The sequence below is a fragment of the Robertmurraya beringensis genome (assembly GCF_042433785.1).
Classification (GTDB): domain Bacteria; phylum Bacillota; class Bacilli; order Bacillales; family Cytobacillaceae; genus Robertmurraya_A; species Robertmurraya_A beringensis.
The window spans coordinates 180,579-206,285 of sequence record NZ_JBHLUU010000022.1; the positions used below are offsets into that span (position 1 = coordinate 180,579).

The window sequence follows — 25,707 nt, forward strand, 5'->3', positions numbered from 1 at the left end:
GAGATGATAGCTTGTTAACGGCTAAAAATCATTTTGGAGAGACCGTTTATATTGGAGATTTAATAAAGAAGGAGGGTGTACAACAGTTAAAGGGAAATCATTATTTTTGTCCACAATGTGAGGGTAAAGTAATTGTTAAGCTTGGTGTACAGAGAATCAGTCACTTTGCTCATGTTCACCTGTCTCCACAATGTGTGGAATACGATCGAGAATCTGCGTACCATATGCAAGCAAAAATGCAGCTATATGAATGGCTTGAATCAGAATGCTCAAAAGTTGATTTGGAAGTATTTCTTCCTGATATCATACAAAGACCAGATCTTATGTTTACGTACCTTGGAAACACATACTGTGTTGAATATCAATGCTCCCCGATATCAGAGGAGATCTTTCAAAAGCGGACAAATGGTTATTTATCAAAGGGTTTGATCCCTTTATGGATACTAGGTGCAAATAAACTTCATAGGAAACAAACCAACGTAATTACTCTACCTAAATTTCAATCCTTGTTTATTAAGAGAAATCATACAGGAGCTTGGTATTTATCATCGTATTGTCCTAGTATAAAGAGCTTTATTACCATTACGAATTTGCACCCTCTTTCTCCACATACGATGCAATGTGACTACGAAATCATTCCTCAATCCCAACTTCATTTACCTCAATGGTTAAACCCAATCTTTCAAAATACCTTTTATGTTGCCAACTGGTGTAAAGGAATTCAGCACGTAAAAGACACTATGATTCGTTATCATACAGACAAGCTCTTCCTGCAGGAACTGTATAGGAATCAACTTCACCTCTATCTTCTCCCGCCATATGTAGGCGTACCTCTCAGAGATAATCTACTGCTTGAAACCTCCCCAATCATTTGGCAAATGTATGTTTTATTAGATAATATATTTTCAAAAAAGGTAGGGATCATCCTTACAAAAGAGGATGTGTATAAACGTTTAGAAAAGCGTATAAATAGGAACCATATTAAAATTAGAAACCATATAAAGCCAAGTGTGAATCAACTTTTGGCTTTAATTAGAGAGTACCTTTATCTACTAACGAAGTGCCAAGTCCTTAAAGAAATTAAACCTAATGTATATAGATATGAGAATCAAATGTCTTTTCCTTTTACTATTAGTGAAGCTAGTAATTTTGAAAAGAAATTTTATAACAATCTTACGAGTGAAAAGATTGTTTGGTATTAATGAACTCACCGCTATTAACATACACTAGGATGTAGTGGAATTTTCCTAGGTAGAAGCAGGAATTTATTAATTGGTGGCGAATACCAAAAATAGAAGTGAGTAGATTGGAGGAATATACAATGGCAAATGAGACAGCAGTAAAGAAACTTCCCACTAGAAGTGAAATTCCATTGGAAGACACATGGAAACTTGAGGATATTTTCCAAACCGATCAACAATGGGAAAGCGAGTTTCAAGAGGTTAAACAGTTAATTCCTTCTATGTCGAGCTATCAAGGAAAGCTTGGGGAAAGTGCGGATTCTCTATTTAAAGCTTTACAAGCGCAAGATCAGTTGCTAGAAAGGATCGGTAAACTGTATACATATGCTCATATGCGATATGATCAGGATACCACCAATTCCTTTTATCAAGGCTTAGATGACCGTATTAAAAATCTCTACACTCAGGCAGCAAGTACACTTGCCTATATTGTTCCAGAAATATTGTCTATCGACGAAGAAAAAGTAAAAAAATTTCTAAATGAAAAAGAAGAATTAAAGCTTTATGAGCATTCTCTAGATGAGTTAAATTTGCAAAGGCCACATGTATTGTCTGCTGAACAGGAGGCCCTTCTTGCAGAAGCATCAGAAGTGATGAGTGCTTCAAGTAATACATTTGGAATGCTAAATAATGCAGATATTCAATTTCCAAGTATTAAAGATGAAAATGGAAATGAAGTAGACGTAACTCATGGTCGCTATATTCGTTTCCTCGAAAGTGCAGACCAAAGGGTAAGAAAGGATGCCTTCCAAGCGGTTTATGATACGTATGGAAAATTTAAAAATACTTTTGCGAGTACTTTAAGTGGTCAAGTGAAGAAAGATAACTTTAATGCAAGAGTACGCAAATATAGTTCAGCAAGGCATGCAGCTTTAGCGGCTGATAATATTCCAGAATCCGTGTATGAAAACTTAGTTAATACGGTTAATAAAAACTTACATTTGCTTCACCGCTATGTGAAACTTCGGAAAAAGGTATTGAAACTTGATAAAATTCATATTTATGATCTATATACGCCTCTTGTAAAGGATGTAAAGATGGAAATCCCTTATGAAGAAGCGAAAGATCTGATTCTTAAAGGTTTGGCACCGCTTGGTGAGGATTATCTAAATGTGTTAAAAGAAGGGTTTTCAAACCGTTGGGTAGACATTCACGAAAATAAAGGGAAAAGAAGTGGAGCCTATTCTTCAGGGGCATATGGAACGAATCCTTATATCCTTATGAATTGGCAGGATAATGTAAATAACTTGTTTACTCTTGCTCATGAGTTTGGACATTCAGTACACAGCTATTACACTAGAAAAGAACAGCCATATGCATACGGCAGTTACTCCATTTTCGTAGCAGAAGTTGCGTCTACATGTAACGAAGCGCTACTGAATGATTATTTATTAAAGACGATTGATGATGAACAGAAACGTCTGTACTTACTTAACCACTTTTTAGAAGGATTTAGAGGGACCGTGTTCCGCCAAACGATGTTCGCTGAATATGAGCATTTAATTCACAAAAAGGCACAAGAAAATGAAGCATTAACAGCAGATCTACTAACAAAAGAGTACTATGAACTGAATAAAAAGTATTTTGGTGAAGAAGATATCGAAATTGATGAAGAGATTGGCTTAGAATGGTCTCGAATTCCACATTTTTATTACAATTACTACGTATATCAATATGCAACTGGGTACAGTGCTGCAACAGCATTGTCCAATCAGATTTTAACAGAAGGTCAACCTGCCGTTGATCGTTATCTTGACTTCTTAAAGTCAGGTAGTTCGGATTATCCGATTGAAGTTCTGAAAAAGGCTGGAGTTGACATGACGAGTTCGAAGCCAATTGAGGAAGCATGCAAGGTATTTGAAGAAAAGTTAAATGAAATGGAAGCATTATTATCATAAAGACGAAGTCCCTTCCGACCAATCGGGAGGGACCTTTATAAACCCTTAAATCGTTTTCGCTCATTTAAGAAGAGAACAAGGGACAATAGAGAAAGGAATAATAGGGGAGCAGTAATGATCAGAGGGAAAATTTTTAATAAACCAAAAAGATTTAGTATAAAAGAAATAATAATAAATAAAACAATCAGCCATAAGCCGATGGTTCGTGCCACAATAATCCCTCCCTTTCTTTCTTTATAGATATATTCGTTTGTCCCAGTAATCATTCGTAGATTATGACAATATTGTGAAATAGCGAGCAAAATTATTGTCGAATAATCATATTCGTGATATATTATTGATGTGAAGTTGATCACAAGCAAACTTATACCCCTTTGTTTGACCGTGAAAAATTTCTCCCATCCCCTTTGTTCGTATTTAAATAGAGAAAAGGCCATTTACAAACAGACAGGTTTGTATGGCCTTTTCTTTTTTACATAGTTTTAGCGCTATTCAATATAGCGCCAAAACATACCATATTTAGCTGGAACTTGTTCAACCATTTGTTTTAATTGAAGCTTTTTCATTTCTCTTTCTGCTTCATTAATTGACATATTATAAACAACTGAGATTTCTTTTGTTGCTACGAGTCTAAAGCATTTGAGAAAGCTCTCTAACGTAGGAGGGGTGCTTTTCTCAGGTTTCACCGGTAACATTTCTTCAAGTATTTGCTCATAAACCTCATATGGATAATATCCGGTAATTTTAATTCCTTCTTCTTCAATATTCTCATTAAAGAAAACCAAGGTTGGAATTTCGTCCACTTCCATTTCAGAGGTGATTTTTAAGTCACATTGAAATGCTTTGCCAGCTGAATCTGAATGAATATCAAGAACAAATTCATCCACATCTAACCCGGTGCAACTAGCCATTTCCTTTAACACCTCAAAGCTAGAGATGTTTTGTTTTTCTAGAAAAATACCCTCCTGTAGTTTTCTTAGAAAGCGAATTCCGGCTTTTCTTCCTTGCAATTCAGCCGCTTTAATAGCGATAGAGGCTAAATGAGGAGATGATATAGGATTGTCAAACCAAAGACTTCCATCACATGACATGCCTGTTCGACTTGCAGTTTTTTCCCATAAGTCTGCTATATTTTCGTATTTTTGCTTTTTGCTCATATTTAATGATGCAAGGCGACCGCTTAATATATATTTAATTGAAAAGAAACGACCGTATTCAATTTGTAGCTTCTTTATGATTGGCTCAAGTGCCCAGCACTCTGGACATAGAGGATCAATAAACATATAAATTTCAAGCGGCTTCTTCTCATTTCCATGGCAATTGTAGGAGGGAGTCGCCCGCGATGTTTCTCGATTCCTCACGTTCTCTCACCTTTCATTTTTGCATTTTCATCTGTATTTATCATATGCTGAGCGGTCAGTACGAGTCTCGCATAAAATTCATCTCGGATAGGACCGGATAGACCAACCTCATCCATAGCTTCCCTCATACATCCGAGCCATGCTTTAGCTCTAGTTTCCGTTATTTCAAACGGTAAATGTCGAGCTCGCATCATCGGGTGCCCATGCTCATTTGTGTATAGAGTAGGTCCACCTAGATACTGTGTCAAAAACTGCTTTTGTTTTCTCGCTGTTTCCGTTAAATCATTCGGAAATATGGGAGTAAGATCTGGATGTTGCCCAACTCGATGATAAAAGGCATCAACTAGTCGATGCAATGTTTCTTCACCGATCATATCAAAAGGTGTAAGCATGTTTTCGACCATATAAAAAACTCCTTTAAATAAATCTTTTTTCTTGCCGATTGATAGTACTATTTTATCAGTGCGGAGAATATATCACAAACAATGTGCATTAGGAGGTTATTTCCTGTTGGCTTTTACGCAAAAAAAAACGTCTGTTTCGTAACAGACGTTTTTATGCTAGCAGGTGACTCGTAACCTTTCTAACATAATTTTGAGTTTCTTTAAATGGAGGAATACCTCCATACTTGTCCACATTTCCAGGACCTGCATTGTATGCTGCTAAAGCTAATGTTGTATTGCCATTATATTTATCTAACATTTGTCTCAGGTATTTGCTGCCACCGAATATATTGTCCCTTGGATCGAATACATTAGTCATTCCAAGTCCTTTTGCGGTAGCCGGCATAAGTTGCATTAAACCTGAAGCTCCTGCACCACTAACCGCATTGGGGTTGAAGTTTGATTCTTGTTTTATTACTGATTTAATTAAATTTACTGGTAAGTTGTATTTGGCTGCCGCCTCTTGAATGATTGAATCAAATTCAGTTGCACTGCTGGTATTAGCAATTTTCGTCATATGAATAGGTGGTAAAGCAGGTGTTTGATTTAAAAAAGTGACAGGAGTAGAAACACTCGTTTGTCCACTTAACTGGGACATGGCATGGTCTTCCTCTAACAGCATCTCATTCATCAGGTCTTGAAATATATTTCCTGGTGAAGAATTAGATGTAGAATTGAAATTTTGTAATGCCTGTAGTTGAAGCATAATTTTAAGTTTATCTATATTCATGTGACACCTCAATGAAGTGAATATTTTTGATTGTAAAAACGTTTAATTTTATTTTCAGTAGCACGAATGGGAATATGAAAGGTTTGGAGGAGTTGTCTAAAAGCTATTTCACCCTTTAGCGGATCCTCGACCTCGTATTCTAGCTCATAATCTTCTTTTAATAAATATAAACTATGATCTAGAACTAATAAACCACCTTTATATTGTAACTCACACCGTTTCGTCGTTAAAGAACCAAAATATTGAAGCTTATTGATAGGAAAACCGATCTTTTCTAATTGTTCCCTTACGATTCCGTTGGGGAGATCTACACCTTGTAACATAGCGAAGGCTATTTCCTTTGATAACTCTTGATTTGTTTCAAGAAGTCCCACCTTTGCTGGCTGCTTTAATGTAAGCTCAAATTTTCCTTCCTTTTCACGGATTCGTAAGGCGCTAGCCAATTCTTTTAATTGAAACTTCTCTGTGTCAAAATAATGATTAATTTGCGTATCAATCATAGTTTCATTTATGGAAAATTCGGTTATCAAATGAAGGTATTCTTTTTTCGTAAGCATGTTTTTAAACTCAATTTCAATATGTTGGCTCAAGATTGTTCTTCCTTTCTCCACGCATGCTATGTTTTATTATCGTTTTTTACTTGTTCAATTTCAATATGTGATTACCTGAGAAGTGGATAATTCAGCCACTTATGATAAAATAGGGGGAGTGTGGAGGTATGGAAAATGAGAGAAAAAATTTATGTGGAAAAAGCAATCAAAACTGAAAAAAATGAAGTGATATTAATAGTAAACGATGATTTTTCGATAAAAGAGCTAACGGCAACTGGTCAAGTACTTGTTGATTCAAATGAATTAGCTTTTGTATACATTGTTGAAAAAGATGACAGCTTTATGTATCTTGAGCTAACTCTCAAAACATGGCCAATCTTAAAAGACGGATTGGTGAATAATTGCGAATATAAACTTTCTAATGGCGAAGAAACCATGGTGTTACCAAACCTGAAGGAAGAATTATTGTACTTAATTGACAATATAAAGGGAAATAGCAACTATGGAGAGGAAATGGTTACAAAAGTAGAAGAGTGTTTTTGTAACTAATATCACCCACCAATATAAAAAATGTTCCGGATGAGGTGACTTATGAAGCATTGGGAAAAATTCTTGGCCCCCTACAATCAAGCAGTGGAAGAACTAAAGGTAAAACTCAAAGGAATGAGACGGCAATTCGAAATGAAGTCCTCTCATTCACCTATTGAATTTGTTACTGGAAGAGTAAAGCCAATCGCAAGTATTTTAGATAAAGCCAATCAAAAATCAATTCCCTTGGATAAGTTAGAGACAGAAATGCAGGATATTGCAGGCCTTCGTATGATGTGTCAATTTGTCGATGACATAAAAAGGGTTGTGGAACTTCTTCGTCTTCGAAATGACTTTGAGATTGTTGAGGAAAGAGATTATATTTCTCATAAGAAAGCAAGTGGGTATCGTTCTTACCATGTGGTTGTACGATATCCTGTCCAAACGATTCAAGGGGAGAAAAAGATACTTGTAGAGATCCAAATACGGACACTCGCAATGAATTTTTGGGCAACGATTGAGCATTCCTTAAATTATAAATATCGTGGGCAGTTTCCTGAGGATATTAGAGTAAGACTACAAAGGGCAGCAGAAGCTGCTTTTCGACTTGATGAAGAAATGTCCCTTATACGTGGAGAAATCCAAGATGCACAAGCATTCTTTTCAAGGAAAAAAGAGCTGCATCAAGAGGGAAATAATTAATTATAGAAGAGAGCGAACATGGTCATGAAATTTGCGATTACGTCAAAAGGAGACTCAAAATCTAACACTCTCATGCATAAAATGAGAACGTATTTGCAGGATTTTGAACTTATATACGATGAGGATCAACCAGATATTGTGATTTCAGTTGGAGGAGATGGAACGCTACTATATGCGTTCCATCGTTATAGTAGCCGCTTAGATCGAACAGCCTTTGTTGGAGTTCACACGGGACATCTAGGATTTTATGCCGATTGGATCCCAGAGGAAATAGAGAAACTGGTCATTGCGATTGCTAAAACACCCTATCAAGTCATTGAGTATCCATTATTAGAGGTAATTGTTCGTTACCAACATGGTGGAAGGGAAACAAGATATCTGGCGTTAAATGAATCCACAGTCAAGAGTGTGGAAGGTACATTAGTGATGGATGTAGAAATACGTGGTCAGCAGTTTGAACGTTTTCGTGGTGATGGACTTTGTTTGTCCACACCTTCTGGAAGCACCGCTTATAATAAGGCGTTAGGTGGAGCGATTCTTCATCCATCATTACCTGCGATACAATTAGCAGAGATGGCATCAATTAATAACCGTGTGTTCCGAACCATCGGGTCCCCACTTGTTTTACCGGCACACCATACATGTATGCTAAAACCGGTAAATGGACCGGATTTTCAATTAACCATTGACCATTTAACTCTTCTTCATAAAGATGTAAAATCTATTCAGTTTCGTGTTGCAGATGAAAAAATACGATTTGCTCGTTTCCGACCTTTCCCATTCTGGAAGAGAGTAAGAGATTCCTTCGTAGCGGATAACTAACAAGAAGGAGATCGTTCATGTCACAATTTAAACTTCAATGGGTTATTGATGTAATTGATGAAGGAATGTTAATACGGGATTATTTAAAAGAAAATAACGTATCAAAAACAGCACTAACCGATATCAAATTCAATGGTGGTCGTATTTTGGTAAATGGAGAGGAAATGACGGTTAGATATGGGTTAAAGCATGGAGATCTTCTTGAAGTATATTATCCACCTGAAAAACATAGTGAGGGGATTGTAGAAGAGAAGATCCCGTTATCGATTCTATATGAAGATCCATATGTATTAGTAATTGATAAGCCCGCCGCGATGAATACCATCCCTTCAAGGGAACATCCTAGAGGCAGTGTTGCTAATGCGTTGGTTGGCTACTATGATTCGATTAATCTTCAGTCAACAGCTCATATTGTTACACGACTTGATCGTGATACTTCTGGAATTGTATTGATTGCAAAACACAGGCATATTCACCACCTGTTAAGCAAACAGCAAAAGAGTGGGGCAGTGCACCGGACTTATGAGGCCTTCGTTCACGGAACTTTTCCAACAAAAAAAGGAACGATTAGTGAACCGATTGGAAGAAAAAAGGATAGCATTATTGAAAGAGAAGTTACGGATGATGGCCAATATGCTTGTACCCACTATAATGTTAAACATACCTATCCGTTATTTACTCATATAGAGCTACGACTTGAAACAGGTAGAACTCATCAAATAAGAGTACATATGAAACATATCGGACATCCTCTTTTGGGTGATGATTTATATGGCGGATTACGAGAACTTATCCAGCGGCAAGCATTACACTGCAGAGAGATTACCTTTTTTCATCCTTTTTATAAAAAAGAAATGATGTTTTCCTCTCCGTTACCAGAAGATATGACAAGGCTTTTTGAATAACGTTTTTGGGTTATTCAAAAAGCCTGAATTTTTCCTGAACAAAAGGCATAGAAGAAGGGACAGAAATAAGTTCCATCTCTGGATACCGAAGGGCAGTTAGGTTCCCTCCGAACACAGCTCCTGTATCAATATTATACGTATTATTTACGATTCTTGGATCCTTAACGGGGGTGTGACCGTAGACGATCGTTGCTGGCCCATGATATGTTTTTGCCCAATCTCGTCTAACTGGTGTGCCATCAGGGTTTGTTTTTCCAGTAATATCACCGTATAAAACGAAAGTTTTTACTTTTTCACCTTGCTTCCCAATCAAATCCTCTTTTATTCCAGCGTGGGCAATGACTAGCTTTTTATCATCTAACACGTGATAAAGAGGAGAGGTCTCATAAAGACGAATGAATTTCTCACGAATGTTGGTTTTTTCTTTTTTTGCTAAATCCTCGTATTCTGCAACAGTTGTCTCAAGCCCATGAGTCACTTGAACGTTCCTACCGAGAAAAAATCGATAAAGTTTGTTACAATGGTTACCCGGAACGTAATATCCATTTTTTTGTTCCATAACGATGGAATAAACAAGTTCAACCATCTTTAGGGATTGTGGGCCGCGATCTGTTATATCTCCAACAAATGCCAGCTTACGTTCTGAATGTAAGGGACAATCGTCAATCCACTCATATCCTAATTTGTTTGTTAATTGCTTGAATTCCTCATAGCATCCATGAATGTCACCAATGATATCTAATTTCATTATTCACCTATACTCTCCTTTCCCATCACAAATTATTTTCTCATAAGTTTGATCAGATTATGATTAAACACCGAGTGTTTTTTCATGTTTGATTTAGGGAAAGGTAAATGACAAAGATGAGTGTATAGCGGGAAGGAGGAGAACAAATGGCTGAAAAAAATATAGAGAGAAAACAGCATATTGATTTTAATTTATTATTCGAATCTTTACAAAATGAAGATATAGGGAAATTTCGTGAAGAATTTTTAGAATTACATCCATATGATCAAGCTTCATTTTTTAAGGATTTGGATAAGGAAATCCAAACAAAGGTCTATCATTATTTGTCACCAGAAGAGATGGCTGGGATTTTCGAAAATATAGAAATCGAAGATGAAGATTACAAAGAAGTTCTCTCGCAAATGACACCGACTTATGCAGCCGAAATGCTTGCTAATATGCATGCTGATGATGCTGTAGATGTTCTTAATGAACTGAGCAAAGATCAAGTTGCAAGTTATCTTGCCATTATGGATAATGAAGCAGCCCAAGAGATTAAAGAGTTATTGCACTATGAAGAGTATACAGCAGGTAGTATTATGACTACAGAGTTTATCTCGATTGCTGCAAATCAAACTATACGTTCAGCGATGTATATTTTAAAAAGGGAGGCACCCACCGCTGAGACCATCTACTATCTATTTGTAGTAGACGATGAAAAGCGGTTAGTTGGTGTTATCTCACTAAGGGATTTAATTGTCAGTGATGATGATCAGATGGTAGAAGAGATTATGAATGAACGTGTCTACTCTGTTGGGGTTGGAGAGGATCAAGAGGAAGTTGCAAGAAAAATGAAAGATTATAATTTCTTAGCATTACCGGTTGTTGACTTTCAAAATCATCTTCTCGGAATTATCACTGTAGATGATGTGATGGATGTTATGGAAGAGGAAGCATCTGATGATTATTCAAAGTTAGCGGCTGTCTCGGGAATCGATAGTTTTGACAGAGGTCCACTCTCCGCTGCGAGAAAAAGACTGCCGTGGTTAATAATTCTTTTGTTTTTAGGAATGATTACTGCAAACTTAATGGGGAGATTCGAACAAACGTTAGACCAAGTAGCTATTTTGGCAGTGTTTATTCCTTTGATTGCAGGGATGGCGGGAAATACTGGGACTCAGGCCTTGGCTGTCGCTGTTAGAGGACTTGCTACTGGTGATTTAGAAAAAGAGGAGAAATCAAAGCTAGTTGTAAGGGAAGCAGGAACAGGTCTGATAACAGGAACTACTTGCGGAATGTTAGTAATGATTATTGTATACCTATGGAAAGGAGATATCTTCTTGGGAATGCTCGTAGGGATTTCCATCCTACTAACATTAATCGTTGCCACACTAGCAGGGGCATTAGTTCCGCTAATTATGCATAGGCTCAAGGTAGACCCTGCTGTTGCTTCAGGCCCATTTATTACAACAGTTAATGATATTATTAGTCTTCTCATTTATTTAGGTATGGCTACTATATTTATGGGATATTTGATAGGTTAGGGGGAAAATAAATGGAACATGGTGCTTCTGTTACATCACTATTAATAGTAGTTGTTGTTGCATTCTTAACACCCATTCTTTTGCATCGATTTAAATTAAATTTTATTCCAGTGGTAGTTGCTGAAATCATCGTCGGTCTTATCATTGGGAAAAGCGGTTTTGACATTGTACATGAAGACATGTGGCTAGAAACATTGTCGACTCTTGGATTTATATTTTTAATGTTCCTAAGTGGTCTAGAAATTGATTTTACTGCTTTTAAGAAAAATGGGAATAAAGGACAGAAAGCAATTGGTAACAAGGAACCGAATACTTTTGTTGCTGCATCCATTGTTTTCATAGGTATCTTTATTGTGTCATTGGTTTTATCTTATCTATTTGTACTAGCAGGATTTATTGAGAATGCGTTTTTAATGACGTTAATTATTTCAACGATTTCTTTAGGGGTTGTGGTTCCAACATTAAAGGAAGGAAATTTAATGAAGACCAATATTGGTCAAATTATCCTCCTTGTGGCCGTAATTGCTGATTTAGTTACAATGATTTTGCTTGCAGTTTTCGTTTCCTTATATGGAGGTGGAGATAGCAATACATGGTTATTACTCGTTCTTTTTGCTGTAGGAGTTGGTTTATTCTTTGTTGCAAAAAGATTTAAAAACAATAAAATTCTAGAAGCACTATCCACAGGAACTATTCAAATTGGTACAAGAGGGGTATTTACTCTCATAATTGTACTTGTTGGACTTTCTGAAACGGTTGGAGCAGAGAATATTCTTGGAGCGTTTTTAGCAGGTGTACTCGTGTCATTATTATCTCCGAACCAAGAATTAGTTCATAAGCTTGATTCCTTTGGCTACGGGTTTTTAATTCCGATATTCTTTGTAATGGTAGGTGTTGGTCTAAATATTTGGGAGTTATTTAGTGATCCGAAGCTTATCATACTTGTCCCTCTTTTGTTAATTGCTTTATTATTATCAAAAATTATTCCTGCTCTGGTCTTAAAGAAATGGTATGATTTCAAAACCGTTATGGCATCAGGGTTTATTTTAACGTCAACCCTTTCTCTAGTGATAGCAGCTGCCACCATTGGGGAGAGAATGGGCGTTATTACGAATGAAATGAGTGGAATGCTTATTTTAGTAGCAGTTTTAACATGTATATTTACACCGATTGTGTTTAAAAAGCTGTTACCAAAGGAATCGGTTCAAGTGAAAAAATTAAAAATTGCCTTCATTGGAGCCAATCAATTAACCATGCCAGTCTCTAGACAGCTAGAATCTAGTCTTTATGAACCAACTATTTATCATACAAAGCAAGAAAAAGCGACATATAAAATTGCGGACTCACTGTTTAACATTGTGGAAATACCAGATTTTGAGCTTGAAACACTCGAAAAGGAAAATGTGCTTCATGCTGATATTATCGTTGTTTCAACGGGTAGTGATGAGATCAATGCTCATTTAGCATTAGCATGCAAAGAAAAAGGAGTAGAAAGGGTAATTGCTAGAATTGAAACACAAGATTTAGAGGAGGAATTAAAAGCACAAGACGTTGAGGTATTCTCTATCTTCCTTTCCACAAAGGCATTGTTACGCGCATTAATTGAAACTCCGAGTGTATTGAATATCCTTACAAATCAGGAAACTGCCTTATATGAAATCCAGTTAATGAACGTACAATATGAAGGAATGACACTAAGAAAGTTCCCGTTTACGGGAGACGTCATTTTTGTACGGATTTTCCGTGGAAAAGAAAACATCGTTCCTCACGGAGATACGGAGCTTCATTTACATGACCGTTTAATTGTAACTGGTTCTAAAGAGTATGTGGAAGAGTTGAGGAGAGAGTTAGAATTCCTTATGTAAAATTAGGTCTGCTGGAAGCTCCCAGCAGGCTGCCTTTATCATTAAGACTTTTCTTTTTGAAAAAAATCATGTAATATTAGTACTAGGTACTAATAACAGATTCTTATTTAGGAGGATATACATAATGAACCTTTCTTTAAAAGGAAAAAATATAGTGGTTATGGGCGTTGCTAATAAGCGTAGTATCGCATGGGGGATTGCCCGCTCTTTACATGATGCGGGAGCGAACTTAATCTTCACCTATGCTGGGGAAAGGTTTGAAAACGAAGTTCGTAAATTGGTTGAAACTCTAGAAGGACAACAATCTCTTCTTATTCCGTGTGATGTTACTTCTGATGAGGATATTGCAAAATGCTTCTCTTCAATAAAAGAACAAGTCGGAACCGTTCATGGTATTGCTCACTGTATCGCGTTTGCGAATAAGGAAGAACTGCAAGGGGAGTACATGAATACAACTAGAGATGGATTCCTACTTGCTCATAACATTAGTTCTTATTCCTTAACGGCTGTTGCGAAAGAAGCTAGGGAGTTAATGACAGAAGGCGGAAGCATTGTCACGCTAACTTATCTAGGTGGAGAACGTGTAATTAAAAATTATAATGTAATGGGTGTGGCTAAAGCGTCTCTAGAAGCAAGTGTAAGATACCTAGCCAATGATTTAGGACCAAACAATATCCGAGTAAACTCTATCTCAGCTGGTCCGATTAGAACGTTATCAGCTAAGGGAATCAGTGATTTTAATTTGATTCTTAAGGAAATTGAAGAGAACTCTCCTCTAAGACATGCAACAACACAGGAAGAGGTAGGGGATACTGCATTATTCTTATTTAGTGACCTGTCACGAGGAATGACAGGTGAGAATCTACATGTAGATTCTGGCTACCACTTACTATCTAGATAATAAAAAGATCCTGCTTCTTTTAGAAGCAGGATCTTTTGTTGATCATTAACGCAGTCTTATATGGAATAAATATACAAATAGATACCAACATAAAATCTTCATTTTTTTGAAAACATAAATACAAGAATAAGAATAAAAGGATGGAAATATATGAAAAAATCACTCACTCTCACCTTAATAACTGCATTAACCGCCTTGCTTACTTCTTGTAATACTGACGCTACACAGCACAGTGGGATGTCCTTAATTCAAAAAAGTGATCCTGACCCCATCATTCTTGATGAGAAAACAGAGAAAGATCATAAACTAGTGGCCTCCATAAAAAAGGATGTCGCTAAATTTGATGAACTTTATGATGTTGCTGTTATTAAAGGTGAGGAGGAAATATTAGTTGCTTATAAAGTGAAGCATATGCAACGTTTTCATATGGTCAAAATTGAAGGGGAAATTAATAAAATGCTTGAAGAAAAGTACCCGAAGGAAAATTTCATTGTCTCTAGTGATTATAAAATATTTTTAGAAGCCGTTGAGTTAAACGATAAAATGAAAGATCCTGATTTTTCCGAAAAGGATGCAAAGAAAAAGCTAGAAGAAATTATCAAGTTGAAAAAAGAACTAACATAGAAGGGAGCATGCAAAGGTGGGGAATAAAAAGCCAGAATCAAAAGAGGTAGAACAATATAAGCAATTTGAGAAAAATTTTGAAACAAAAAGACCGCTCTTTAAGAATTGTTTAAAGGCTTTTTTAGTTGGAGGATTCATCTGTATGATTGGTCAAGCTATCACCTATTTTTATATTTATTTTTTCAGCTTTACAGAGCAAACAGCAGGTAATCCAACTGTAGCAACGATGGTGTTTATTTCCATGCTTTTAACAGGCTTCGGGGTTTACGATCGGTTAGGCCAATTTGCAGGGGCAGGTAGTGCAGTACCTGTAACGGGTTTTGGGAATGCCGTCATTTCTGCTGCAATTGAACATAGAACAGAGGGGTTTGTTCTCGGTGTTGGTGGGAATTTATTTAAACTAGCTGGTTCAGTTGTTTTATTTGGGGTTTTTTCAGCGTTTGTGGTTGCGTTAATTAAAACGATATTAATCAAACTGGGGGCAATATAATGCTGAAAGGAAAACAATCATGGGTATTTAATAATCGCCCCGTTATTACTGCTACAGGTGTGACTGGTGGTCCATTCGAAGCCAATAGCAGATTATCAGGTGATTTTGATGTTCTGTTTGATGATTTATGGATGGGAGAAGATTCCTATGAGAAAGCCCACCGTCACTTACTCGAAGTTGCAACGAATACAGCGTTTGAAAAAGAGGGTGTGACGGTAGAGGATGTACAGTTCATGATTGCTGGAGACCTTATTAATCAGATTACTCCAACTAGCATTGCTGCCAGACAGTTAAAACTACCGTATCTTGGTATATTTGGTGCTTGTTCAACATCGATGGAGGGACTAGCACTTGCCTCTTTTTTTGTAAATTATGGGGGAGGAAATTATATTCTGACAGGTGCAACGAGCCATAATGCGGCTGTGGAGAAGCAATTTCGTTACCCAACTGAGTACGGCGGACAAAAGCCGCCTACTGCTCAATGGACCGTAACAGGTTCGGGTGTGGCACTGGTCAAAGCAAATCAGGGGAATGAAAGTGGGAAGCCGGTTACAACATCAGCTACCATTGGAAAAGTCATTGATCTTGGTTTAACAGATCCTTTTAATATGGGAGGAGCCATGTCTCCTGCTGCAGCTGATACGATCTTAGCTCATTTTAAGGATTTGGAAATTGATCCTTCATATTACGACTTAATCGTAACAGGTGATCTTGGAAAAATTGGACATGAAACCACATTTGGATTATTGCAAAAGGAAGGCTTGCCAATAAAAAAAGAGCAATTTAAGGATTGTGGCATGTTAATTTACCATGAAGATCAACCTGTTCAATCCGGAGGAAGCGGGGCAGGCTGTTCAGCAACGGTATTATATGGACATCTGTTAAATGAAATGAAAAAGGGGACATACAAGCGAATTTTAGTTGTTGCAACAGGAGCACTTCTATCGCCGCTTACTGTTCAGCAAAATGAAACCATTCCGTGTATTGCCCATGCTGTTTCTATTGAAATGAACGAATAAGGGAGGGAAGAAAAAATGCTGGCTATGTTTTTTTGGGCATTTGTTGTTGGAGGTGCCATTTGTGTAATTGGACAGCTTATGTTTGATGTAGCACGGCTTACCCCTGCACATACATTAAGTACACTTGTTGTTATTGGAGCGGTATTAGATGGGTTTGGATTATACGAACCATTAGCCGATTTTGCAGGTGCTGGAGTAACTGTACCTATTACAAATTTTGGTAATACACTTGTTCATGGTGCCCTTCAAGAGGCTGAACAGCATGGAATTATCGGGGTATTAACTGGCATGTTTGAAATTACAAGCTCGGGTATTTCAGCAGCAATCGTTTTTGCATTTATCGGTGCTCTAATATTTAAGCCAAAAGGCTAAAACTTTTTTTGATATAGGACAAAGCCTACACGTTTTCAGGTCACTTACATACGTTATAGTAAGTCAAGGAAAAGTGAGGTGACTTGATATGGGTTACGGCTATTGCGGTTACGGCTATGGTGGCAACGTTGGTGGATACGGATCAACTTTCGTATTAATCGTTGTATTATTCATCTTGTTAATTATTGTTGGAGCTAGCTTTTACAACTAATCTCCAAAAAGAAGTGTAGGAAGAAAGATCGTTTCTGTACAAAGAAACGGTCTTTTTCCTGTCTTAAAATCACCCTTTTTATGTTTTCTTCATAAGATGAGAGTAGCTTAAAAAGGAGGCGTGGTTTTAAGAATGGATAATCAATTTTTCAAAAATGTTGAAAAGAAAACTGGCGTTAATATGAAAGACATTCTTGAACTGGCTGGTTCATTACAAAATGCAAACTTTAAAGATGAAAAAACAGTTCGCAATGTAATCAAACGTGTATCTCAAATTGCAAACAAACCAGTCACAAAGGAAATGGAAGATAAAATTGTTTCTTCTATTGTTGCTGATGGAAAACAACTTGATTTTAATACGTTATCTAAAATGATTAATAAGAAATAAAAAAAAAAAGAGAAGCCTCCAAAAATTGGGAAGCTTCTCTCTTCTTTTTCTCTGTTATTTTGGAAGGATGGGAGCCAAAAATCTAGAGGTCTTAGCATTTTTGCCTCTTCTTTTATGAGGTATCGCTATATAGCATTCTTCTTTAGCGCGAGTGATAGCTACATATAGTAGACGACGTTCTTCTTCAATTGGTGCCGACTCACCATTCCTCAAGGAGTCTAGTGCGTAATCGTGAGGAATTCCTCCGTCAACAACATCAAGAATATACACGACTCGGTATTCTAACCCCTTTGCTCGATGAATAGTGCTAAGCGTAATTGCCTGTTCAAGTTGTTTACTAAGTTGTTTTATTTCTTTATTCATAGCACTCATATGCTTCGTATGGTCTAGGAAGTCGATAATTGTTTGAAAATTTTTTGCTGCAACCTTCAAATCGCGAATATCGTCAGAACCTTTTTCAAGACTATTTCCTTCACTCCCACGCTTTTTTAAATAATCACCAAAGCCTACTTCCTTTTCAATGAATTCAATGCAGTCTAGTGGCTTGCTTCCTTTCAAGCTTCTAATAGAAGGTAATAGCTTCTTTAGCTTTCTTTCCTGAAAGGCATGACCGGTTGTAATATTGGATAAGCATTCAAGCATGGAGCAATCATTCAAAATACTGTTCGCTTTTAAATCACTCATAACAGCTTGTCTAATAAAGAGAACCGGGAGAATCTGACTGATTGCCTGCTGGTCATCTTCATTAATAATGAGACGTAGAAAGGACAACATGGATTTTACTAAATAACGTTCATAAAAGTTTTCGGAATCCAGATCGATCCTAAAAGGAAAGCTAGTTGTCGCTAGTCTTTCAAAAACTGCTCGGCTCCCGGTATTCGTACGGTATAAAATAGCGATATCATTTGGAGCATACCCGTTTTGTAGTTTTTCGTTTATATCCTGAACAATCATGGTTGCTTCCTCTTCTTCATCAAAAGGATAAAACAACAAGGGTGAAACAGAATGTTGATATTGAGCTTGCATGGTTTTTTTTCTACGAGTTGTATTTTTTTCAATGATCCGGTTGGCAGTTGAAATAATCTCATGTGAGGAACGGTAATTTTCATTTAGGATAATCATTTTACTATTTGGAAAATCTTTTTCGAAAGATAGAAGGTAATTAGGGTCACTACCTCGAAATGCATAAATAGACTGATCATCATCTCCAACGGCAAATAAGTTTGCTGTTTTACGGGATAGCAATTTAATCAGCTCATATTGAACTTTGTTAATATCTTGAAACTCATCAATTAAAAAATATTGAAAGCGATTTTGGTACATCTCTAAAACATCTTGATGATCGGTAAGATATTTATAACATCCGATAAGCATATCATCAAAATCGAATAGATTCTTCTTTTCCTTTTCTTGTTCATAATGTTTGTATAAATGTAATACTTGCTCCTCCCAACGACTAGCTGTTTGTATATCCTGTGGAAGTAGAAACGTATTTTTCCAATATCCAATTTGTTGAAGAGCTAAATCGTATGCAAACTCCTTCTCATCAAGAGAAATTGTTTTTCCACCTTCTTTAAGGATTTGATCCTTTTGCCAATCCTTTTTTATTAATTTAGATGGATGCCATCTTTCTGGCTCATGGTAAGCTAGTATTCTATAAAAAATACTATGAAATGTACCAGTTAAAAGCCTATTAATGTCTGTAGGTGAAAGGAGAGGATATTGGTTAAGCCTTTCTTTCATTTCTGTGGCTGCTTTCGCTGTGAACGTCACAAGCATAATTGATTTTGGATCTATTTTTAACTCATGAAGCATATATGCCGCTCTTGTAGTTAACACTCTTGTCTTACCACTACCAGCACCAGCAACAACTAGGACAGAGCCGTTTACCGTTGTGACTGCCTTTATTTGTTGATCATCAAGTTGGAAACCGCTGTTAAATAATCGTTTTATATAGTGTGAGGTTATGTTTGATTCTTGCCGAACGGTTGGTTGAAAGGAGGGAGAAGCTTTTACATGTATTGATGGCTGAAACGTATATTGTTTGGATGGAGAAACAATCATACGAGTAACTGGTATTCTGAAGCCATTTCGTTCAACATATTCGATAGGTTCAATACTCATTTCAGCGGATTCGATATCTAAACCTTTGCATTCAGATTGCTTCTGGAGCATATGATAAAAATAGGGCTCCTCTTGTATTCCTAAATAAAGACGGACCTGTTCTTTACAAGTGGGACAATGAAGTTTTCCTTTTTTAGCTTCATCATATACAAATTGATAATTCTCTCTATCCATAATGTTTAAATTAACTGTTTCATTATTTTTCATAGCAATTTTCATAATTAACCCCTTAAAATCAAAAACTCAATCGAACTCTATCATAACAAAACAATTACTCCTACATAAAGAAGAAAAAATAAAAGATTTATTTTCCAAAAGTTTGAGGAGTTTATGAAAGAGGTGAAGAAGATGGGCTATATTATTCCAGTAGTTAATTTTCAATCGAACCAGTATTTAGAGAGAAACTTAATAGCATCCAGAGATCCATATAAATATGAATCGGTAAATAGAGTTACTCCGATAAAAAGTGGAACTTCAGAGGGTAATCAGCACCAGCAATCTTCTTTTTCTAAGAAATTGCTTCAAAGAGAAGAAAGAAAAGTACTAAGACCTACTAATGAGGCGTTAGCTCATATATATGAAATTACAGGAAAAGGAAAGTACCTTGATATAAGCGTATAAAAAAATGCCTCTAATGAGGCATTTTTTTATATATATTTTTTCATTGTTCGATGTGGAATGCCAGCATCCATAAACTCTTCAGATATGATTTCATATCCTAATTTGCTGTAAAATGGAATGGCTTGTGTTTGAGCATTTAATTTTAATGCAGCATAATCATTTTGTTTGGCATATTGTTCAATTTTATCCATTATTAGTTTCCCAGCACCGGTGCCTCTAGCACTAGATAATACACAAATTCTTTCCACTTTTCCAATGCCATCTAAATCTCGAAAGCGACCAGCACCAATAGGTGTTTCCTGATCATAAAGTACGAAGTGAGTGCATTTATCGTCGTACTGATCAATCTCTTCTTCCTCCGGTACTTGTTGTTCTTCCACAAATACGAGTCTTCGAACTTTAAAGGCATCCTGTTGCTGTTCTTTTGTTGTAACGATGTCTACATTCACTAATATCTATTCCTTTCCAAGCCTAAACGTTTCAAAAACAGTCCATGAGCCATTTTCTAATTGATATAAAAGATGGAAACGATCTACGTATTCATCGTGATTCATCTTCTGCATTTTTAATGATCCGAAAACATCCGAATGCTCATCATCAGATAATCTTTGTCCTAACGTTATATGAGGAACAAAGGAATATTCTGTAGCCTCTCCATACCCAAGGGCATCAATCGCCTCATGAAGATCTGTCATCTCAGTTGAAGGTTCTACTTTAAAATAAATAACATTGTTTACAGGATGAAAAGAACTAAATTTCGGTATGTGAATATGTAAAGGAGAAAATCTTTTTGAGATATCTTCAAGCTTATTAGCTAATGTTTTTGCCTCATCCTCGTTAGCTTCAAACGGCGCTTTTAACGTGATATGCGGTGGAATGAGTGAGTAATGAGGATCATAGCGCTTTCTGTAAGAGTTAGCTAAATCTTGAAGTGTTTTTCCAGGGAAAATAACAATTCCAAATTTCATTATATGACCTCCGATAAGCTATGTAATATAGAAGCGTTGAATATTAAATATTATAACAAATTTTCAAAATCATTTATATAATTATACCCATACAAGGTCCGCAATACCCTTTGAATTATGAGCCAAACATCGCTTTTAAGGACGACTTCAAGTCTCCTTGCCAATATGTCCATGTATGATCTCCATCAAATTCATGATAAGCATAGGAAAGAGAATGATTTTTTAAGTATTTGTTCAGTTCTCGGTTAGGTGTTAGAAAATCATACACTTTATCGTTTGTCATTTTTACGGCTGTCTCATTTTGTCCAATGCTATGGTAAATAGAGAGAAGACTAGTTGTGTTTTTATTGACCACTTTTTCCAAAACGTTGCTGTTTATGTATGGAGATTGAAGTATGACCTTTCCAAATGTGTTTGGATATTTTATAGCAGCGAGTAGGGAAATAGTAGCTCCTAGGGAATCACCCATTAATGCCCGTCCCATCCCCATTTGAAAGGTTGGAAACTCTTGATCCAAAAATGGGATAAGCTCATGAGCCAAAAAGCGGATGTATGCTTCATGTTTTTTACCTTTTGGATGATATTTTTCCCAGCGGTCTTCAATTGTGAGATATGGAACTCCAACTACAATAATATTTTCTATTTCTTTTTCGGAAAGAAGTTCATCACAAAGCCTGGCTAGTCTACCTAATTGGAAATAATCCTTCCCATCAGCTGTAACAAGGAGATGGTACTTATATAAAGGTGAATAATTGGCTGGCTTATATACCAAAAGGTTTATTTCTTCTTTAAGTTCGTAACTATAAACCAACAAGTCTTGAATTGTTCCTTTTAGGGTATTCACTGAGCATTTCCCCTTTACTGGAATATAAAGGTACTACTAAAAATTCTATCATAAATATTGTATGGAAATAAATTTATTTTACTTAGTGTATAAATCCTGTATAGAAATACATAAATAAATATGTATATAAAAGTGAAAGATAGAAAAATTGTAGGTGATATGCTAGTTGTACCAAATTGTTTGACAAACTGATGAAGAGTTATGATAAAATTATTACGAAAAACTGGAAAAATATAAAAGGGGGAATTCCAATGAAAAAGAAACGTTTTCTGCTCTCAACCGTTCTGATGTTGGTACTGTCACTTGTGCTTGCTGCTTGTGGAGCAAACAATGACGAGGGAAATGGTGCTGAGGATAGCGGTGATTCAGGTGCTGAAAAACCAAAGTTCATTAGTATCGTAACAGGTGGAACTGGTGGTACATACTACCCGCTAGGTGGATCATTTGCTTCGATCATCTCGGATGCAACTGGTATTGAAACAAACGCTGAAACATCAGGTGCTTCTGCTGAAAACATGACCACACTTAAAGCTGGTGATGCAGAAATTGCCTTTTCACAAACTGATATCGCTTCATACGCAAAAGACGGAAAATTAATGTTTGAAGGAAATGCAGTTGATAATGTTCAAGCAATTGGAACATTATACCCTGAAACCATTCAAATTGTTACTACTGCTAAATCAGGAATTACTTCTGTAGAAGATTTAAAGGGTAAAAAGGTTTCTGTAGGTGCACCTGGTTCAGGTACAGCAGCTAACGCGGAACAAATTTTAGAGGTTCACGGTTTATCATTTGACGATATTGAAAAACAAGACTTGTCATTTGACGAATCAACAGCAGGTATTCAAGACGGAACGATTGATGCGGCATTCGTAACTGCAGGCACACCGACAGGAGCGGTAGAAGCTTTATCTGCTACTGAAGAGATTGTCATTGTACCTATCGCTGCTGAAAAAATCGCAGAGTTATTAGAAGCATATCCATACTATGTTGAAGATGAGGTTCCAGCTGGGACGTACGGACTTACTGATAAAGTAGCAACTGTTGCTGTTCAAGCAATGTTAGTCGTAAAATCAGACCTTTCTGAAGAAGTTGTATATGATGTTACAAAGGCTATCTTTGAAAACCTTGATAAAGTGACACATGCTAAAGGAAAATTGATCTCAGCTGAAAATGCTGTAAATGGTGTAGGAATTGACATCCATCCAGGTGCACAGAAGTATTACGATGAAAAAGGTATTAAAGCTGAATAATAAAGTAGTTTGGTGAAAATGAGACCGGCCGGCTTTTATAACCAATTAAGGGTTATTATGGTCGGTCAATTTTTCGCTTTTAGAGATAAAAATGTACTAGAAAATGGACGTGTTACCATGGGGAAAGTGATTAAAAGCAAATCCTTTCTAAGTTTATTCCTCAGTATGTTACTCATCATTTGTCTATCAATCATTCCATATAAAAAAGCATTAACTTTTCAGTTAGAAAACTCTGGTGAGGTTCTTGTGTATATTCCACTTGGAGACCATCCAGAATTTAAAATAAAATATACACATTCGATTCATCTATCAGACGTTATTGAGAGTTACCAAGTTAATAGCAATGGAGAAATTAAGCAGTTTGAACTCGAATATTCTGACTTTTCCATAGGGATGCCGGAAAATGCCTCGAATGGTGAGGTTTTCGAGCAGAAGAATGGGAAATATTATATAAAAAATATGAATCGAATTTTTCCATACTTTGATTTAAGAACAGGAAAGGTTCGTGCCAATCATACAATAATATATAGAAACAAAGAGTACCCTTTAAATAAATACGTAGAACCAGGTACTTTGGTAAGAATAAAGGTAATTAAGATGAACCTTTATCAACAATGGAAAGGAGTGAATCTTATTGGCGGATAAATTCGAAACTCTGTCACAAGAACAGCAAGAAGAACTTTTAGAAAAATACGATCCGGAAGCTGGTTCGAGAAAGCTAACAGGAATTTTTGGGTGGATTGTATTTCTCGGATTATTATCATTTTCATTATTTCAACTTTATACAGGTATATTTGGTATTCTAACAGCCCAATTACAGCGTTCTATTCATTTGGGATTTGCGCTAGCTCTTATATTTATACTTTTTCCTGCTAGAAAAACAAAAGGGAAAAAACATAAAGTTGCTTGGTATGATGTAATACTTGCGATAGCTTCAGTTGCGGTGGGTGCCTATTGGCCTCTCATGATCGATGAGTTAGTATTACGAGTTGGTATGTTGACTGATATGGACTTTTATATTGGTCTTCTTGCCATTATTCTTGTGCTTGAAGCAACAAGAAGGGCAGTAGGGCTACCGATTACAATTATTGCAGGTCTTTTTCTTGCATATGCTGTATACGGGCCATATATGCCTAGCTTCTTAGCGCATAGAGGGTTATCACTTGAGCGCCTTGTACAAACGATGTTTTATACAACAGAAGGAATCCTTGGTACACCATTAGGCGTTTCTTCAACGTATATCTTCTTATTTTTACTCTTTGGTGCCTTCCTTGTAAAAACAGGTGTTGGCCAGTATTTCAATGACTTAGCAGTATCCATTGCTGGTAAAAGAGTTGGTGGGCCTGCGAAAGTGGCTATTTTTTCAAGTGCTTTACAGGGGACCATTAGTGGTAGCTCCGTTGCTAACGTTGTTACGTCTGGTTCATTTACAATTCCTATGATGAAAAAACTTGGTTATAAAAAGGATTTTGCTGGTGCAGTAGAGGCAGCTGCGTCAACAGGTGGACAATTAATGCCACCAATTATGGGAGCGGCTGCATTCTTAATGGTTGAATTCATAGGTGGAATTACGTACTGGGAGATCGCAAAAGCTGCAGCCATTCCAGCTTTGCTATATTTTGCTGGAATATGGATTATGACTCACTTTGAAGCCAAGAGACTTGGATTAAGAGGCTTAAAAGATGAGGAAATGCCTAACCGTAAAGAGGTGCTTAAAAAGTTCTATTTATTAACGCCGATTATTGCTGTTATCGTGTTAATGACATCTGGTATGACAGTAACAAGAGCTGCACTATTTTCCATTCTTGTAGCAATTATTGTAGGAGCAATTAATAAAGAGACACGTATAGGTATTAGAGGGATTATTGAAGCGCTTGTTGATGGTGCGAGAACGGCGCTAGGAGTAGCAGCGGCTACGGCGGCTGCTGGTATCATTGTGGGGGTTGTTACAAAGACAGGACTTGGTTTAAAGCTTGCTAATGGATTATTAGATCTTGCAGGTGGAGCGTTAATTCCAACATTAATGTTAACCATGCTCGCAGCGATTGTGTTAGGGATGGGGTCACCGACAACTGCTAACTATGTTATTACCTCTACGATTGCAGCACCAGCAATCATATTGCTTGGCGTACCTGATTTGTCGGCACATTTATTTGTATTTTATTTCGGAATCATTGCTGACATTACACCTCCAGTTGCTTTAGCTGCATTTGCGGCAGCGGGTGTTTCTGGTGGTGAGCCAATTCGTACTGGTGTCCAATCTGCGAAGTTGGCCATTGCAGCATTTATCATTCCATATATGTTTGTTTTATCTCCAGAGTTGTTAATGATTGATACAACATGGACGTACCTTATTTGGGTCATCTTCTCGGCACTTGCAGGGATGATGGCGATAGGTGCAGGTGTCATCGGGTATTGGATGAGAAAACTATTCTGGTGGGAACGAATTCTTGGTATTGTAGGTGGAATTCTTCTTATCTATCCAGAAGGAATTACTGATATCATTGGCTTGGTAACATTTGCCGTATTAGTTGCACTTCAAGTATTCTTAAAACGACCTGAGCCATCAACTGTTA

General features: G+C 36.7%; 29 protein-coding genes. 19 read left to right on the forward strand and 10 right to left on the reverse strand.

Features of this window, described 5'->3' with window-relative positions; all coding sequences use genetic code 11:
• Positions 1-11 precede the first annotated feature (11 nt).
• Both ACFFHF_RS07940 and pepF read left to right on the forward strand, forming a co-directional pair.
• The gene (locus ACFFHF_RS07940) at positions 12-1,202 is read left to right on the forward strand and encodes a competence protein CoiA family protein (RefSeq protein WP_160546384.1); all 1,191 of its coding nucleotides are present in this window, start codon (positions 12-14) and stop codon (positions 1,200-1,202) included.
• A gap of 119 nt (positions 1,203-1,321) precedes the next feature.
• Positions 1,322-3,139 carry an oligoendopeptidase F gene (pepF, locus tag ACFFHF_RS07945; RefSeq protein ID WP_160546383.1) on the forward strand — a complete coding sequence of 606 codons (1,818 nt, stop codon included), beginning with the start codon at positions 1,322-1,324 and terminating at the stop codon, positions 3,137-3,139.
• A gap of 35 nt (positions 3,140-3,174) precedes the next feature.
• On the opposite strand, the gene ACFFHF_RS07950 is transcribed toward pepF, so the two are convergent.
• From ACFFHF_RS07950 to ACFFHF_RS07970, 5 genes are all read right to left on the reverse strand, one after another.
• Positions 3,175-3,351, reverse strand: coding sequence for a hypothetical protein (locus tag ACFFHF_RS07950; protein ID WP_340902894.1), 177 nt, complete (start codon positions 3,349-3,351; stop codon positions 3,175-3,177).
• A 276-nt stretch (positions 3,352-3,627) separates the two neighbouring features.
• Positions 3,628-4,500: a ClpXP adapter SpxH family protein gene (locus tag ACFFHF_RS07955; RefSeq protein ID WP_340902896.1), complete on the reverse strand. Its 873-nt coding sequence runs from the start codon at positions 4,498-4,500 to the stop codon at positions 3,628-3,630.
• Positions 4,497-4,904, reverse strand: coding sequence for a globin domain-containing protein (locus ACFFHF_RS07960; RefSeq protein WP_160546382.1), 408 nt, complete (start codon positions 4,902-4,904; stop codon positions 4,497-4,499). The genes ACFFHF_RS07955 and ACFFHF_RS07960 overlap by 4 nt, the downstream gene beginning before the upstream one ends.
• Positions 4,905-5,055: 151 nt before the next feature.
• Positions 5,056-5,673: a lytic transglycosylase domain-containing protein gene (locus ACFFHF_RS07965; protein WP_160546381.1), complete on the reverse strand. Its 618-nt coding sequence runs from the start codon at positions 5,671-5,673 to the stop codon at positions 5,056-5,058.
• 8 nt (positions 5,674-5,681) lie between these two features.
• The gene (locus ACFFHF_RS07970; protein ID WP_160546380.1) at positions 5,682-6,263 is read right to left on the reverse strand and encodes a CYTH domain-containing protein; all 582 of its coding nucleotides are present in this window, start codon (positions 6,261-6,263) and stop codon (positions 5,682-5,684) included.
• A 135-nt stretch (positions 6,264-6,398) separates the two neighbouring features.
• Here ACFFHF_RS07970 and ACFFHF_RS07975 point away from each other — a divergent pair, with 135 nt between their 5' ends.
• The 4 genes from ACFFHF_RS07975 to ACFFHF_RS07990 are packed head-to-tail and all read left to right on the forward strand — an operon-like array spanning position 6,399 to position 9,181.
• Positions 6,399-6,773: a UPF0738 family protein gene (locus ACFFHF_RS07975; protein ID WP_160546379.1), complete on the forward strand. Its 375-nt coding sequence runs from the start codon at positions 6,399-6,401 to the stop codon at positions 6,771-6,773.
• A 42-nt stretch (positions 6,774-6,815) separates the two neighbouring features.
• Positions 6,816-7,454 (forward strand): GTP diphosphokinase, encoded by a 639-nt coding sequence (gene yjbM / locus ACFFHF_RS07980; RefSeq protein WP_066054880.1) that lies wholly within the window; start codon positions 6,816-6,818, stop codon positions 7,452-7,454.
• A 24-nt stretch (positions 7,455-7,478) separates the two neighbouring features.
• Positions 7,479-8,276, forward strand: a complete 798-nt coding sequence (locus ACFFHF_RS07985; protein WP_119710511.1) for an NAD kinase — start codon at positions 7,479-7,481, stop codon at positions 8,274-8,276.
• A gap of 17 nt (positions 8,277-8,293) precedes the next feature.
• Positions 8,294-9,181, forward strand: coding sequence for an RluA family pseudouridine synthase (locus ACFFHF_RS07990; protein ID WP_160546378.1), 888 nt, complete (start codon positions 8,294-8,296; stop codon positions 9,179-9,181).
• A 10-nt stretch (positions 9,182-9,191) separates the two neighbouring features.
• On the opposite strand, the gene prpE is transcribed toward ACFFHF_RS07990, so the two are convergent.
• Positions 9,192-9,929, reverse strand: a complete 738-nt coding sequence (gene prpE / locus ACFFHF_RS07995) for a bis(5'-nucleosyl)-tetraphosphatase PrpE (RefSeq protein WP_160546377.1) — start codon at positions 9,927-9,929, stop codon at positions 9,192-9,194.
• 146 nt (positions 9,930-10,075) lie between these two features.
• On the opposite strand from prpE, the gene mgtE reads away from it, so the two are divergent.
• The 9 genes from mgtE to spoVIF all read left to right on the forward strand — a co-directional run bounded on the left by mgtE (position 10,076) and on the right by spoVIF (position 17,321).
• Entirely contained in the window at positions 10,076-11,452 is a 1,377-nt protein-coding gene (gene mgtE / locus ACFFHF_RS08000) for a magnesium transporter (RefSeq protein ID WP_340902913.1), read from the forward strand.
• Between the two features lie 11 nt (positions 11,453-11,463).
• The gene (locus ACFFHF_RS08005; RefSeq protein WP_160546375.1) at positions 11,464-13,317 is read left to right on the forward strand and encodes a cation:proton antiporter domain-containing protein; all 1,854 of its coding nucleotides are present in this window, start codon (positions 11,464-11,466) and stop codon (positions 13,315-13,317) included.
• 124 nt (positions 13,318-13,441) lie between these two features.
• A complete protein-coding gene (gene fabI, locus ACFFHF_RS08010) occupies positions 13,442-14,218 on the forward strand; it encodes an enoyl-ACP reductase FabI (protein WP_160546374.1) in 777 nt (258 codons plus the stop codon).
• Positions 14,219-14,368: 150 nt separating this feature from the next.
• Positions 14,369-14,842: a sporulation protein gene (locus ACFFHF_RS08015; RefSeq protein WP_340902918.1), complete on the forward strand. Its 474-nt coding sequence runs from the start codon at positions 14,369-14,371 to the stop codon at positions 14,840-14,842.
• A gap of 16 nt (positions 14,843-14,858) precedes the next feature.
• Positions 14,859-15,332, forward strand: a complete 474-nt coding sequence (spoVAC, locus tag ACFFHF_RS08020; protein WP_340902919.1) for a stage V sporulation protein AC — start codon at positions 14,859-14,861, stop codon at positions 15,330-15,332.
• Positions 15,332-16,351, forward strand: a complete 1,020-nt coding sequence (gene spoVAD / locus ACFFHF_RS08025) for a stage V sporulation protein AD (protein WP_340902921.1) — start codon at positions 15,332-15,334, stop codon at positions 16,349-16,351. Before spoVAC ends, spoVAD begins: the two co-directional genes overlap by 1 nt.
• 15 nt (positions 16,352-16,366) lie before the next feature.
• A complete protein-coding gene (spoVAE, locus tag ACFFHF_RS08030) occupies positions 16,367-16,723 on the forward strand; it encodes a stage V sporulation protein AE (protein WP_119707280.1) in 357 nt (118 codons plus the stop codon).
• An 88-nt stretch (positions 16,724-16,811) separates the two neighbouring features.
• Positions 16,812-16,934 carry a YjcZ family sporulation protein gene (locus tag ACFFHF_RS08035; RefSeq protein ID WP_340902922.1) on the forward strand — a complete coding sequence of 41 codons (123 nt, stop codon included), beginning with the start codon at positions 16,812-16,814 and terminating at the stop codon, positions 16,932-16,934.
• Between the two features lie 132 nt (positions 16,935-17,066).
• Positions 17,067-17,321: a sporulation-specific transcription regulator SpoVIF gene (gene spoVIF / locus ACFFHF_RS08040; RefSeq protein WP_119707282.1), complete on the forward strand. Its 255-nt coding sequence runs from the start codon at positions 17,067-17,069 to the stop codon at positions 17,319-17,321.
• Between the two features lie 54 nt (positions 17,322-17,375).
• Here spoVIF and ACFFHF_RS08045 read toward each other — a convergent pair whose 3' ends face one another.
• A complete protein-coding gene (locus ACFFHF_RS08045; protein ID WP_377057850.1) occupies positions 17,376-19,664 on the reverse strand; it encodes a UvrD-helicase domain-containing protein in 2,289 nt (762 codons plus the stop codon).
• Positions 19,665-19,793: 129 nt separating this feature from the next.
• Here ACFFHF_RS08045 and ACFFHF_RS08050 point away from each other — a divergent pair, with 129 nt between their 5' ends.
• A complete protein-coding gene (locus ACFFHF_RS08050; RefSeq protein WP_377057851.1) occupies positions 19,794-20,066 on the forward strand; it encodes a hypothetical protein in 273 nt (90 codons plus the stop codon).
• Positions 20,067-20,092: 26 nt separating this feature from the next.
• On the opposite strand, the gene ACFFHF_RS08055 is transcribed toward ACFFHF_RS08050, so the two are convergent.
• The 3 genes from ACFFHF_RS08055 to ACFFHF_RS08065 all read right to left on the reverse strand — a co-directional run bounded on the left by ACFFHF_RS08055 (position 20,093) and on the right by ACFFHF_RS08065 (position 21,878).
• Positions 20,093-20,515, reverse strand: coding sequence for a GNAT family N-acetyltransferase (locus tag ACFFHF_RS08055; RefSeq protein WP_377057852.1), 423 nt, complete (start codon positions 20,513-20,515; stop codon positions 20,093-20,095).
• A gap of 6 nt (positions 20,516-20,521) precedes the next feature.
• Positions 20,522-21,034, reverse strand: coding sequence for a 2'-5' RNA ligase family protein (locus ACFFHF_RS08060; protein ID WP_160546369.1), 513 nt, complete (start codon positions 21,032-21,034; stop codon positions 20,522-20,524).
• A gap of 115 nt (positions 21,035-21,149) precedes the next feature.
• Positions 21,150-21,878, reverse strand: a complete 729-nt coding sequence (locus ACFFHF_RS08065) for an alpha/beta hydrolase (RefSeq protein WP_377057853.1) — start codon at positions 21,876-21,878, stop codon at positions 21,150-21,152.
• A gap of 251 nt (positions 21,879-22,129) precedes the next feature.
• Between ACFFHF_RS08065 and ACFFHF_RS08070 the strand changes: the two genes are divergently transcribed.
• From ACFFHF_RS08070 to ACFFHF_RS08080, 3 genes are all read left to right on the forward strand, one after another.
• On the forward strand, positions 22,130-23,131 hold the full coding sequence (locus tag ACFFHF_RS08070; RefSeq protein WP_377057854.1) for a TAXI family TRAP transporter solute-binding subunit: 1,002 nt from the start codon (positions 22,130-22,132) through the stop codon (positions 23,129-23,131).
• A 57-nt stretch (positions 23,132-23,188) separates the two neighbouring features.
• Complete coding sequence (locus tag ACFFHF_RS08075) at positions 23,189-23,776, forward strand: DUF1850 domain-containing protein (RefSeq protein WP_377057855.1); 588 nt, start codon at positions 23,189-23,191, stop codon at positions 23,774-23,776.
• Positions 23,766-25,707: TRAP transporter permease (locus tag ACFFHF_RS08080; protein ID WP_377057856.1), on the forward strand; the 1,942-nt coding region annotated here is incomplete at its 3' end. The genes ACFFHF_RS08075 and ACFFHF_RS08080, both read left to right, overlap by 11 nt.

Bases quoted from the DNA above. Each gene is read 5' to 3' on its own strand.
- ACFFHF_RS08045 (WP_377057850.1), bottom strand. From the start codon at position 19,664: ATGAAAATTGCTATGAAAAATAATGAAACAGTTAATTTAAACATTATG.
- ACFFHF_RS08075 (WP_377057855.1), top strand. From the start codon at position 23,189: ATGGTCGGTCAATTTTTCGCTTTTAGAGATAAAAATGTACTAGAAAAT.
- ACFFHF_RS07975 (WP_160546379.1), top strand. From the start codon at position 6,399: ATGAGAGAAAAAATTTATGTGGAAAAAGCAATCAAAACTGAAAAAAAT.
- ACFFHF_RS08035 (WP_340902922.1), top strand. From the start codon at position 16,812: ATGGGTTACGGCTATTGCGGTTACGGCTATGGTGGCAACGTTGGTGGA.
- ACFFHF_RS08070 (WP_377057854.1), top strand. From the start codon at position 22,130: ATGAAAAAGAAACGTTTTCTGCTCTCAACCGTTCTGATGTTGGTACTG.
- ACFFHF_RS07960 (WP_160546382.1), bottom strand. From the start codon at position 4,904: ATGGTCGAAAACATGCTTACACCTTTTGATATGATCGGTGAAGAAACA.
- yjbM (WP_066054880.1), top strand. From the start codon at position 6,816: ATGAAGCATTGGGAAAAATTCTTGGCCCCCTACAATCAAGCAGTGGAA.
- spoVIF (WP_119707282.1), top strand. From the start codon at position 17,067: ATGGATAATCAATTTTTCAAAAATGTTGAAAAGAAAACTGGCGTTAAT.
- ACFFHF_RS08060 (WP_160546369.1), bottom strand. From the start codon at position 21,034: ATGAAATTTGGAATTGTTATTTTCCCTGGAAAAACACTTCAAGATTTA.
- mgtE (WP_340902913.1), top strand. From the start codon at position 10,076: ATGGCTGAAAAAAATATAGAGAGAAAACAGCATATTGATTTTAATTTA.
- ACFFHF_RS08050 (WP_377057851.1), top strand. From the start codon at position 19,794: ATGGGCTATATTATTCCAGTAGTTAATTTTCAATCGAACCAGTATTTA.
- ACFFHF_RS08015 (WP_340902918.1), top strand. From the start codon at position 14,369: ATGAAAAAATCACTCACTCTCACCTTAATAACTGCATTAACCGCCTTG.
- ACFFHF_RS07985 (WP_119710511.1), top strand. From the start codon at position 7,479: ATGAAATTTGCGATTACGTCAAAAGGAGACTCAAAATCTAACACTCTC.
- spoVAE (WP_119707280.1), top strand. From the start codon at position 16,367: ATGCTGGCTATGTTTTTTTGGGCATTTGTTGTTGGAGGTGCCATTTGT.
- pepF (WP_160546383.1), top strand. From the start codon at position 1,322: ATGGCAAATGAGACAGCAGTAAAGAAACTTCCCACTAGAAGTGAAATT.
- prpE (WP_160546377.1), bottom strand. From the start codon at position 9,929: ATGAAATTAGATATCATTGGTGACATTCATGGATGCTATGAGGAATTC.
- ACFFHF_RS07990 (WP_160546378.1), top strand. From the start codon at position 8,294: ATGTCACAATTTAAACTTCAATGGGTTATTGATGTAATTGATGAAGGA.
- spoVAD (WP_340902921.1), top strand. From the start codon at position 15,332: ATGCTGAAAGGAAAACAATCATGGGTATTTAATAATCGCCCCGTTATT.
- fabI (WP_160546374.1), top strand. From the start codon at position 13,442: ATGAACCTTTCTTTAAAAGGAAAAAATATAGTGGTTATGGGCGTTGCT.
- ACFFHF_RS08005 (WP_160546375.1), top strand. From the start codon at position 11,464: ATGGAACATGGTGCTTCTGTTACATCACTATTAATAGTAGTTGTTGTT.
- ACFFHF_RS07965 (WP_160546381.1), bottom strand. From the start codon at position 5,673: ATGAATATAGATAAACTTAAAATTATGCTTCAACTACAGGCATTACAA.